This is a genomic window from Catenibacterium mitsuokai, from assembly GCF_025148785.1.
Classification (GTDB): Bacteria; Bacillota_I; Bacilli_A; order Erysipelotrichales; family Coprobacillaceae; genus Catenibacterium; species Catenibacterium mitsuoka.
This window is the reverse complement of the sequence record NZ_CP102271.1, coordinates 1,458,022-1,470,037: the sequence shown is the minus strand read 5'-3', so window position 1 is coordinate 1,470,037 and position 12,016 is coordinate 1,458,022. Positions and strand designations below refer to the sequence as shown.

The following is a 12,016-nucleotide window of genomic DNA, read 5'->3' as shown; positions in this document are numbered from 1 at the left end:
AGGTGATTTTATGAACAAATTAAGTATTTTATTACAACAATTACATATAGAAATGAATCAGGCTTTTTCTCATGCTGATATTACAAGAGTTGTAGTCCATAATGATAGCCGTTATACCTTTTATATTAGTTCACCTGAATTAATGCCCCTTAGTAATGTGAAGGCTTTAAAAGAAGCCCAGCACTTATTTCCTTATCCATGTGAATTTCTATTTGAAACAACATTAAATCATTTTAAAAAGGAAGATGTAATTGAATATAGTGAGTATATTATGCATTCACTACTAGGAAATGTACCAGAAATGCAGGGGATGACTAAAGAAGATTTAGATTTAAAGGGTGATGTTTTAACTTTGCATACTGTTAATCATATTCAATGTGATTCAATTAAGACACAGCTTCCTGAAATGCGTTCTTTACTATCAGGATTTGGTATTGATATTGATCTAAGAGCTGAGGTAGATAAAGACAATCATGACTATCAGCAGACGATTGCAAAGATGGAAGAAAACAAAGGGGTGCATATTGATTCAAGTGCTTTAGAAAAATACAATGAAGCAATGAATGAAGCACCTGCACCTTCATATTCTAAGCCAGCAGGTAACTATAAACGTTATAAGAAAGAATATGTAATGACTCAGATCAGTCAGTTAGATAACACCATGCGTGAAGTGACTGTACAGGGGTATTGTTTCCAGGAAGAGACAACACAGGTGAAAAGCGGTAAACACATCCAGACACTTCTTGTGACTGACTATTCTGATAGTATTATGATTAAGAGATTTGAAAATAAGAATCGTAATACACTAGAAGAAATGCAGCAATTGAAAAAAGGTGATAAATGGATTCGTGCTAAAGGTACTTTTGAATATGATAGCTTTGCACGAGAACAGGTTATTATTGCGACTGAGATAGAAATTATTCCAGCTCCTAAAGCACGCATGGATAAAGCAGAGAAGAAGCGTGTAGAACTTCATTGTCATTCTAATATGTCTACCATGGATGGTATCGCAAGTGTTGGCTCTTATATAAAAAGAGCCAGTGAATGGGGTATGAAAGCTATTGCTGTTACTGATCATGGTAATGTACAATCATTCCCTGATGCCCAGGCGGCTGCAGGAGATAAATTAAAGATGATCTATGGCATTGAAATGAATATGATTGATACACATTTTGATTGTGTATTCAACGCAAATGGTTTAAAGCTCAATGATTTGACTTATGTTTCTTTCGACTTAGAAACTACAGGTTTATCTCAGATTGATGACTATATTACTGAAATAGGTGCTGTTAAGATAAAGAATGGTTTAGAGGTAGGAAGATTACAGACATTTATTAAATCTCCTAAACCTATTTCTAAGAAGATTACAGAACTAACATCTATTACTAATGAAGATATTAGAAATGCTCCTACAATTGAAGAGTTCATGCCTCGTTTGATGGAGTTCTTTGGAGATGATCTATTAATTGCACATAATGGACGTTTTGATATTGGTATGCTTGATAAAGCTTTGGAACGTATGGGAAAAAGTCCTATTAGTAATCCTTGGATTGATACATTACCTCTTTCTAGACGTTTGATTCCATTACAGCGTTCTTATCGACTAGGTGCTGTCTGTCGTTTTTATCATATTCCTTATGATACAGAAGCAGCCCATCGTGCGGACTATGATGCTGAAGTATTAAGCCATTCTTTTAATGTCATGCTTCAGGATTTGATTAAAAAGGGATTTAAAACAATAGATGAAGTCAATGATATAGAAATTGAAGAAAGCTATAAACATGCTTTCCCTTATCATATGTGTGTTCTTGCGAAGACACCAGAGGGATTAAAAAACATGTTTAGACTTGTTTCTATTGCGAATACAAAGTATTTCCATCAATGTGATCGTATTCCAAGAAGTGAACTTGAATTTTATCGTGAGGGACTTCTTTTTGGTAGTGGCTGTGTCAATTCAAAAGTATTTGAAATAGCTTCTACAAGAGATGAAGAAGAATTAAGAGAAGAAATTAAATTCTATGATTATATTGAAATACAGCCTTTAGAAGATGCTATGTATCTTGTCGATCGTGGTAAATATGAATCCATTGATGATATAGAAAGAATATATAAGCGTATTATCAAAATTGCGAAGGAAGAAAAGAAACTTATCTGTGCAACAGGTGATGTTCACTTTCTAGATAAGAGAGATAAGGTCTACCGTGAAGTCTTCATTACTAACTCCAAGATTCAGATTAATGGTAAGCCTCATCCGCTTCTTGTGAGAAATAATCCACGTGCTTTAACACCAGATGTTTACTTAAGAACGACAGATGAAATGTTGGAATGCTTCCCTTATTTAAGTGATGAAGAAACATATGAATATGTTGTCACGAATACTAATAAGGTTGCTGATATGATTGGTGACGATATTATTGTCACTAAAGAAGGACTATATCCTCCTTCTATTGAGAATGTAGATGTGAAGTTAAGAGAATTATGTCATAAGAATGCACATGCAACTTATGGTGAAGTCTTACCTGAAATTGTGTCAGCAAGACTTGAAAAAGAGTTGTCCAATATCATCAAGCACGGATTCGCCGTTATTTATTTTATCGCTTCAGAACTTGTAAGAGTATCTAATGAAGCAGGTTACCTTGTAGGGTCTCGAGGTTCTGTAGGGTCATCATTCGTTGCCACTATGGCGGGAATTTCAGAAGTTAATCCATTGGCGCCTCATTATATCTGTCCACATTGTAAACATAATGAATTCTTAGATGAAGGTGTTATTTCAGATGGTTATGATTTACCTGATAAGAACTGCCCAGTATGTGGACATAAGATGAAGGGTGAAGGACATAACATTCCATTCGAAACATTCTTAGGATTCAATGCCGATAAGGTTCCAGATATTGACTTAAACTTCTCTGGTGAGTATCAGCCTAAGGCGCATGCCTATACAAAGACAATTTTTGGTGAAGACCATGTCTTTAGAGCAGGTACTATCTCTACTGTTGCAGAAAAGACAGCCTATGGATATGCCAAGGCATATGCGGAGAATTTAGGTTTAGAAGATAATATTCGTAGTGCTGAGTTACAAAGATTAGCCAATGGATGTACAGGTGTTAAACGTACAACTGGTCAGCATCCGGGTGGTATTATCGTTATTCCAAATGATATGGAAGTATTTGACTTTACACCTTATCAGTATCCAGCAGATGATGTGAATGCGGAATGGCGTACAACTCACTTCGATTTCCATAAGATTCATGATAACGTATTAAAATTTGATATCTTGGGACATGTCGATCCAACTGTTATTCGTATGCTTCAGGATATGACAGGTGTAGATCCAAAGTCTATTCCTACAAATGATCAAAAGGTTATGAGCTTATTTAATAGTTCCAAAGCATTGGGCTGTGATTTATCATTCCTTAACTGTAAGACAGGTGCCTTAGGATTACCAGAGTTTGGTACGAAGTTTGTTCGTGGCATGCTTGAACAGACGCACCCAACTTGCTTTAATGAACTTGTCATCATTTCAGGCTTGTCTCATGGAACCGATGTTTATCTAGGTAATGCAGAAACATTAATCAAGTCTGGAACTTGTACATTACAAGAAGTTATTGGATGTCGTGATGATATTATGGTGTATTTAATAGAAAAAGGACTTCCTAACAAGGATGCCTTTGATATCATGGAATGTGTACGTAAAGGAAAATCACCAAAAGTATTCCCTCAAAAGGGTTATGTTGAATTAATGAAGAAGCATAATGTGCCACAGTGGTATATTGATTCATGCTTGAAAATCAAGTACATGTTCCCTAAAGCCCATGCCGTTGCTTATGTATTAAGTGCCATACGTGTGGCATGGTGGAAATTGTATTATCCAAGAGAATATTATGCTGTTTATTTTACAACACGATGTGATTTCTATGATATCGAAACATTGATTGCAGGAAAAGAAGCTGTTTTTGATAAATATCAGGAATGTTTGAAATTAAAGGCAGAACATAAAGCATCTAACAAAGAAGAAGGCTTGATTACTGTCTTTGAAGTTGCACTAGAAATGTTTGAAAGAGGATTGAAGTTCAGCAAGATTTCTCTTGAACAATCTGATTCAAGAAAGTTTATTTGTAATCCTGATGATCCGACTGCTATTATTCCTCCATTTACATCTATTGATGGACTAGGGGATGCAGTAGGAGATTCAGTTGTAGAAGCAAGAAAAGAGAGACCTTTCACTTCTATTGAAGATATTAAAAAGAGAACACGTCTTTCAGGAACGCATATTGAGACATTACAGAAGATGGGTGTTTTAAATGGTTTTTCTGAAAGTGATCAGTTAACAATCTTTGATCTATAATTTTTTTACGTGTTGCTAAAGTGAAAAGTTAAATTCCACTTTAAAACAGAACGAAACAAATGTGGAATTTACTCGTTCAGGATAATGTTTTCATAAGAATATCGGATATTAAGTCTGATATTCTTTTTGTTTTAGAAATGGAAATTAGTCATACGTATATAAGAAGTGTGACTTTAATCACAGAAATCATTGTATTTTAAGGCACAATAAAGCTATGGAATTTCGTTCATTTTTTTCGGGTGTAAGACTAAATTCCACTTTAACTGCATGTGCTATTGTCAGTCTGCATCTCATGTTTCATACATTCTCCGAATGATTTTAGTTATCTTCTTTTAATAAATATGGTTTTAAAATTATTTCATCATTTTCTATTTTCTTGATTCCAAATTCTATGAATTTCTTATATAAATCTGGACTTAGGAACTCCATCATCTCCAGCGGTGACTTTCCTTTTAGGTTCTCCTTTGGCTGGGAATTGATGTGGGATGCCATGAGGTTAGCCTTCTCCTGTGAATCAAAACCGAGATCCTTGAGATCTGCTTCTTTAGGGCATATGTAACGTATCTCTTTGTGGTTGTTCTCAAGACTTCCTTTCTGGCATGATTGCATAGGATCACAGTAAAAGACATGAGTCCTCATGCTGCCATCATTGTCCTTTTCTAGTCCATCTGCATCTGAGAATTCAGTACCTCTATCTGTCTTGATGACCTCCACTTCCTTTACAAAAAGGTTTTTTCCTAATATTGATTCAAGAAGGGCTACGCCTTCAACCATAGCCTTTGCAGTCTTCTCTTCATGGTATATAATGAACATGAAAGAGTAAGACAGGAACTTAAAAGTCTGCATGAAGGACCGCTTTGCCCATTGTAGACGGTATCCATCTCGACAATACTAACGTTGTCATGATCGTCAGTATATGAGATGAAATCCTTATAGGTGCGGCCTATCAGGAACTTTCTGTCTTCTCTTTTTTATATTTGACAGAATCCTTCTTTGATATTCTTCTTGTCTTGACTCTTAAGTCAATATCAAGCAGGCCGAACTGTCTAAATACGCCAGATTCTATGTAATTGTATAATGTCTTTTCAGAAATATTCAGTTCAGGATGAGAAGTGATGATCGATATGGTGAATGACCCTTCTTAACAAGAGGGACAATGACATCAGCTAAAGCCTTAAGTTCGCTGTATGTCATGTTTATTCCTTCTCTTGATTCAATGAGATCAGCCATATATTCCTTATTGGCGAGATCTGCAGAATATGTGAACTTGTCAAATCTACAGTGCTGGAATTTAGGACACCCGTTGCAGGCATAGGGAGATCTGTCTCTTCGCTTGCATTTAAAAACTACCAAATCAGCACAATCCTTACATACATGATGATGCTTGCATCTGTCCTTGTTGGCACATGCAGGATCAAAACTGCAGTAATGTGAATGTTTTCTATGTGCCTTTATTTCTTTGCCTATAGTTGATTTATCCTTCCCAAGAGTTGCAGCGATAGAAGCCTTGGTAGCACCATTTTCTATCCCTCTCTCAATGATTTGTCTTTCTGAAAGAGTAAGATGTAAATTCTTATTTGATTTAGCCATGATAATCAGCCTTTCATGAAATAGAGAAACAGACATCACGGTAATTATATACCTGAAGGAGAAAATTCAACTATTGAAGGTGTAAAAGTAAATTCAACTGTAAGAGTAAAATCAACTGGAAAGATGTGAAAGACTAAACGCAACTTTGACCCGCCTAAAGTGGAATTTAACTTTTCACTTTAGATTTTTTACGTGTTTTTCAACATTATTTGACTTATACATTTAACTGTGCTATACTCGATTTAGCAAAAGACGAGAGGGGAGACCCTCTCGTTATTTATTGAATAGGAGGTTCTATGCTAGAGAAAATTAAAGAAGGCTTATTGCCTATTATTGCTTCATTTGAATGTCATCTTGATTCAATGGAATATGTAAAGGAAAAAGGAGAATGGTATTTACGTGTTTTCATTGAAAAGAATGATGGAAATCTGGACATGGATACTTGTGTTGCAGTCAGTGAAGCTGTAAGTGAAAAGTTAGACGAACTTGATTTGATCAAGGACGAGTATTATCTTGAAGTATCTTCTCCAGGAATTGAAAAGCCATTAAAAACTTTTGAGCAGGTTGAAGCTCATGTTGGCTCATATGTTCACATTGATTTGAAGAATCCACAGAATGGAATTGATTCTCTAGAAGGAACATTGGCCTCTATTGATGGCAAAGAATTATTGATCCAGTATATGGTAAAAGCTGTAAGAAAGAAAATGACTATAAATTATGATGATATTAAATTCATCAGACTCGCTGTAAAGTTCTAGGAGGTAAAAAACGTGGCGAAAAAGGAAAAAGGTTACAAATCAGCTCTTGAAAATCTTATCGAAGATAAAGGGCTTGATAGCGCTATTGTAATTGAAGCATTGACTGAAGCACTTGCTAAGTCATATAAGAAAAACTATTGTGGTACAGAATCAATCGTTGATTGTAGAATCGATGGTGATGGACAGATTAGAATTTTTATCACTCATCATGTTGTAGATGATGTAAATGATGAAGATTATGAATATTCTATTGAAGAAGCACAGGAAATTGATCCTAAGTATCAGGTTGGAGATGAAGTTGTTGAAGAAGCGGATATTTCTGAATTTGGTCGTTTAGCTGCTATTCAGACAAAACAGTTGTTAAGACAGAAAATCAGAGAAGCCGAAAAAGAAGCGTTATACAACGAATATATCAATAAGCTTGATGAAATCATCAATGGTACTGTTGATCGTGTAGAAGAAAGATTTGCGATTATCAACATTGGTAAGACAGGTGCACTCCTTTCATCTAAAGATCAGATTCCTGGTGAAACTTTAGTTGAAGGTGAACATGTCAAGGTTTATGTGAGTGAAGTAGAACGAACTACAAAGGGTACTCATATTAGTGTATCTCGTACTCATGAAGGATTAGTTAAACGTTTATTTGAAATGGAAGTACCTGAAATTTTCGAAGGAACTGTAGAAATCAAATCAGTTTCGAGAGAAGCAGGTGAACGTTCTAAGATTGCGGTTTATACAGCAAATCCTGATATTGATCCTATTGGTGCATGCGTTGGTCCTAAGGGAAATCGTGTCAGAAATGTTGTTGAAGAATTAAATGGTGAAATGATTGATATTATTGAATGGTCTGATGATCCAGTTACATTTATTTCACATGCTCTTTCTCCAGCTAAGGTTGAAAGAGTAAAGTTAAATCATGCGAAGAACTCTGCTTTAGTTGTTGTACCTGATGATCAGTTATCTTTAGCAATCGGTAAGCGTGGTCAGAACGCAAGACTTGCAGTTAAGTTAACTAACTGGAAGATTGATATCAAGTCAGTATCTGAAATCTTAGAAGAGGGTATTGATTTAGATGCGCCTGAAGTAGATATGGAACTTCTTGAAAAGATGAAGAAATCTATGGAAGAACATGAAGCGGATGAAGAAAAAGAAACTATTACTTTAACTCTTGATGAGGATAAAGTAGAGGATAAGGTAGAAGAAGACTTAGGTGATGATGAATCATTTGATGATGACGATGATTTTGATGAACCAGATCATGATCCTAAATATGATGAAGATATTGATTATGATCAGTATGATGAATATTATAAAGACTAGAGGTGAACTTTTATGAAGAAAGTGCCTTTAAGAAAATGTGTGGCAACTGGTGAGCAGCTGCCTAAGAAAGAACTTATTCGTATTGTTAGAAATAAAGAAGGAGAAGTTTCTGTAGATCCAACAGGTAAGAAAAACGGCCGTGGCGCTTATTTAAAGCGTTCTTTAGATGCTATTGAACTAGCAAAAAAGAAAAAGATTTTAAATAGAGTGCTTGAGGCTGAGATCCCTGAAGAAATCTATGAGGAACTAAAGACTTATGCTCAATAAGCAGGTTGCCTCTTTATTAGGTCTTGCAATGCGTGCAAGAAAACTTGCAACTGGCGAGAGTGCTTTAAAGTCTATTCAGTCAGATAAAGCACATCTTGTCCTCATTGCGAGTGATGCAAGTGACAATACGAAGAAGAAATATATTGATAAGTGTACATATTATCAAGTAGATTATTATATTGCTGGCACAAGTGAAGAGTTATCTAATTCTGTTGGTAAAGTCAATAGAATGGCGATTGCGGTCCTTGATGCTGGTTTTGCGAAAAGTATGAAATCGAAGTTAGGAGGGTAATTTATGGCAAAAAAGAAGAAAAACATAAAAAACAAGGGGAATAACAAAAAGAAGATGATCTCAAACTTTCCTAGCAAGAAAGAAGAAAAGGCCATTGTTGATGGTGTAGTTGAATATGAAGAAGGCATCACTGTTGATGAACTTTCTCAGAAAATCGGACAGACACCAGCAAATGTTATCAAGGTTTTATTCATGTTAGGTACAATGGTAACAATCAATTCATCATTAGATGATGAACAGGTTGCACTTATTTGTATGGAATATGGTCTTGAATGTAAAAAGGTTGTTCCTGTAAGTGAAGTTAATTTTGAAGATTTAGAAGTTGTTGATGATCCTAAGGATCTTGAGCCAAGACCTCCAGTTATCACTATTATGGGTCACGTTGACCATGGTAAAACAACACTACTTGACCACATTAGAAAGTCAAGAGTTGCTGAAGGTGAATTTGGTGGTATTACACAGCATATCGGTGCTTACCAGGTGTCAGTTAAGGGTAAGAAGATTACTTTCCTTGATACTCCAGGCCATGAAGCGTTTACTGCTATGCGTGCACGTGGTGCAATGATTACTGATATTGTTATTATTGTAGTTGCTGCAGATGATGGTGTGATGCCTCAGACTAGAGAAGCAGTGGACCATGCTCTTGCAGCTGGTGTTCCTATTATTGTTGCTGTTAACAAGATTGATAAACCAGGTGCTGACCCTCAGCGTATTATGACAGAAGTTTCTGAACTTGGATTAATGCCTGAAGAATGGGGTGGAGATGTTCCTTACGTTAATATTTCAGCTAAACAGGGTACTGGTATTGATGAATTATTAGAAACTGTTACAGTTGTAGCTGAACTTGCTGAATTAAAAGCAAATCCAAAGCGTATGGCTTATGGTAGTGTTATTGAAGGTCGTCTAGATAAAGGTAGAGGTCCAGTTGCGACTTTATTAATTCAGAATGGTACTTTAAGAAGTGGTAACCCAATTGTAGTTGGTGCAACTTATGGTCGTGTTAGACAGTTAGTTGATGATCGTGGACGTGAAATCAAAGCGGCAGGTCCTGCTACTCCAGTAGAAATTACTGGTTTAAATGATGTGCCTGAAGCAGGTGACAAGTTCATGGTATTTGAAACTGAAAGAGAAGCAAGACATGTTGGTGAAGAACGTGCTCAGAAGAAGATTGAAGAAGAAAGAAATTCTACTTCAGCTATGAGTCTTGATGATTTATTCTCTCAGATGAAATCTGGTGAAGTTGTTGACTTAAATATTATTGTTAAGGCTGACGTAAATGGTACTGCAGAAGCAGTTAAGAGTTCATTAGAAAAGATTGATGTAGAAGGTGCTAGAGTAAATGTTATCCGTTCTACTGTTGGTGCTATTTCTGAATCAGATATCCTTCTAGCTAGTGCATCAAAGGCTATTATTTATGGTTTCAATGTTAGACCAGATGCTAATGTTCGTCGTAAAGCAGATGAAGAAGGTGTAGAAATTCGTTTACATCAGGTTATCTATAAGATGGTTGAAGAAATTGAAGCAGCTATGAAAGGTATGCTTGCTCCTGAGATGGAAGAAGTTGTTACTGGCCAGGCAGAAATTAGACATATTTATAAGGTTTCTAAGGTTGGTAATATTGCTGGATGTTATGTAACAGATGGTTCTATTAAGAGAGATTGTGGTATCAGATTGATTCGTGAAGGTATTATTGTATATGAAGGTAAACTTGCTTCATTAAAGCGTTTCAAGGATGATGCGAAGGAAGTTAATCAGGGCTATGAATGTGGTCTTACAATTGAAAACTATAACGATATCAAAGAAGGCGATATTGTCGAAGGATACGTTATGCAGGAAGTTGAAGGTTAATTTATGGCTTCATTAAAAATTGATAAAATGAATCATTATATCATGAAGGAATTATCATTAATTCTTCGTGATGAAGTAAAAGATCCAGCTTTACGTATGTGTACTGTCACTTCAGTAAGCTGCTCTAATGATATGTCAGTGGCTAAGGTTTATGTGACATTCATGAAGAACCAGGGTAAAGGTTTACAGGCATTAGATAGATGTAAAGGTTTTATTCGTTCACAGCTTGCAAGAAGATTAAAAATCAGAAAATGTCCTGAACTTATTTTCAAGGTAGATGAATCTCTTGAATATGGTAATCGTATTGAAGAATTGATCAAGAATTTACACTAAGATTGAGCCTCTTTAAGAGGTTCTTTTTTTATACTGAAATATAATAATATATACTCATAAAAATCTGTATAATTTCAATATATGATAAAACTGTGCTATAATATGTGAAGGAGGATTTCTATATGAAAAACGTAATTATAAATGGTAAAGTGATTTTAGAAAATTCTATAAAAGAATTAAATGTATTTTTTGAAGACGGAAAGATTACGGAGGTAAGTGATCGTACACCTACTGATGAAAATGTGATTGATGCAGAAGGTTTATACGTAGCACCGGGTATGATTGATGTTCATACTCATGGACGTAATGGTAGTGATACAATGTATGCTACTTTCAAGGATTTAAACAATATTTCTGTTTCAGAACTTAAGACAGGTGTTACAAGCTTCCTGCCTACAACTATGACTATGCCAGCAGAGGATATCAAAAAGGCTATTGCGGCAGGATATGATAATAAGGATAAGGTAGAAGGTGCTAAAATTTTAGGTATGCACCTAGAAGGTCCTTTCTTTAGTGTGAAATATAAAGGCGCACAGCCAGAAGAGTGTATGATTGCTCCTACAGTAGAAAATTATTTATCTTTTGCAGGTGAACATCCTGATTTTATTAAAAAGATTTCTTTAGCACCTGAAATTGATGGCGCTCTTGATTTGATTAAATATTTAAGAGAGCAGAATGTTGTTGTTTCTATGGGACATACTGATGCGACTTATGAAGAAGCAGTAAAAGCTATTGAAGCTGGGGCCACTTCAGGAACACATACATATAATGCGATGACTCCATTAAAACATAGAGAGCCAGGGGTTGTCGGTGCTGTTATGCTTCATGATGAAGTATATGCTGAATTAATTCTTGATGGTATTCATGTTTCATTCCCAGCTGCTAAAATTCTTTCAAAAATGAAGGGTGCAGATAAATTGATTCTTGTTACTGATTCATTAGAAGCTGCAATGCTTCCAGATGGAACTTATGAATTAGGTAATCAGAAAGTATATGTAAAAGATGGTCAAGCACGCTTAAAGTCAGGAAATCTTGCTGGTTCTACAGCAAATTTAAATCAGTGTGTAAGAAATGCATATAAACATCTTGATTTACCATTATATGAAGCTGTAGGATATGCAACAAAGAATGCAGCAGATCATTTAGGACTTAATGATTATGGACGTATTAAAGAAGGATGCGTTGCTGATATGATCTTTATTGATGATGATATCAATATTCATAGAGTTATCTTAAATGGTGAAACTAAAATTGGAGGATAGT

Annotated in this window: 8 protein-coding genes and 1 pseudogene; 8 read left to right on the top strand and 1 reads right to left on the bottom strand. The window is 35.5% G+C overall.

All coding sequences use genetic code 11. The annotated features are described in order from the left end of the window. The first annotated feature begins 10 nt into the window (after nucleotides 1-10). A complete protein-coding gene (locus NQ499_RS07505) occupies nucleotides 11-4,345 on the top strand; it encodes a PolC-type DNA polymerase III (RefSeq protein WP_006504328.1) in 4,335 nt (1,444 codons plus the stop codon). Nucleotides 4,346-4,663: 318 nt separating this feature from the next. Here NQ499_RS07505 and NQ499_RS13755 read toward each other — a convergent pair. Continuing rightward, nucleotides 4,664-5,935: pseudogene (locus NQ499_RS13755) on the bottom strand (transposase). A gap of 296 nt (nucleotides 5,936-6,231) precedes the next feature. On the opposite strand from NQ499_RS13755, the gene NQ499_RS07490 reads away from it, so the two are divergent. The 7 genes from NQ499_RS07490 to nagA all read left to right on the top strand — a co-directional run bounded on the left by NQ499_RS07490 (nucleotide 6,232) and on the right by nagA (nucleotide 12,015). Beyond that, on the top strand, nucleotides 6,232-6,693 hold the full coding sequence (locus NQ499_RS07490; protein WP_006506695.1) for a ribosome maturation factor RimP: 462 nt from the start codon (nucleotides 6,232-6,234) through the stop codon (nucleotides 6,691-6,693). Nucleotides 6,694-6,705: 12 nt separating this feature from the next. Next, entirely contained in the window at nucleotides 6,706-8,013 is a 1,308-nt protein-coding gene (gene nusA, locus NQ499_RS07485) for a transcription termination factor NusA (RefSeq protein ID WP_006506694.1), read from the top strand. Between the two features lie 12 nt (nucleotides 8,014-8,025). Further along, on the top strand, nucleotides 8,026-8,280 hold the full coding sequence (gene rnpM / locus NQ499_RS07480; protein ID WP_006506693.1) for an RNase P modulator RnpM: 255 nt from the start codon (nucleotides 8,026-8,028) through the stop codon (nucleotides 8,278-8,280). Then, a complete protein-coding gene (locus tag NQ499_RS07475; RefSeq protein WP_006506692.1) occupies nucleotides 8,270-8,572 on the top strand; it encodes a L7Ae/L30e/S12e/Gadd45 family ribosomal protein in 303 nt (100 codons plus the stop codon). Before rnpM ends, NQ499_RS07475 begins: the two co-directional genes overlap by 11 nt. Nucleotides 8,573-8,575: 3 nt before the next feature. Further along, on the top strand, nucleotides 8,576-10,420 hold the full coding sequence (infB, locus tag NQ499_RS07470) for a translation initiation factor IF-2 (RefSeq protein ID WP_006506691.1): 1,845 nt from the start codon (nucleotides 8,576-8,578) through the stop codon (nucleotides 10,418-10,420). A 3-nt stretch (nucleotides 10,421-10,423) separates the two neighbouring features. Next, nucleotides 10,424-10,753: a 30S ribosome-binding factor RbfA gene (rbfA, locus tag NQ499_RS07465; RefSeq protein WP_006506690.1), complete on the top strand. Its 330-nt coding sequence runs from the start codon at nucleotides 10,424-10,426 to the stop codon at nucleotides 10,751-10,753. Nucleotides 10,754-10,875: 122 nt separating this feature from the next. Further along, nucleotides 10,876-12,015, top strand: coding sequence for an N-acetylglucosamine-6-phosphate deacetylase (gene nagA / locus NQ499_RS07460; RefSeq protein WP_040390141.1), 1,140 nt, complete (start codon nucleotides 10,876-10,878; stop codon nucleotides 12,013-12,015). Nucleotide 12,016 lies beyond the last annotated feature (1 nt).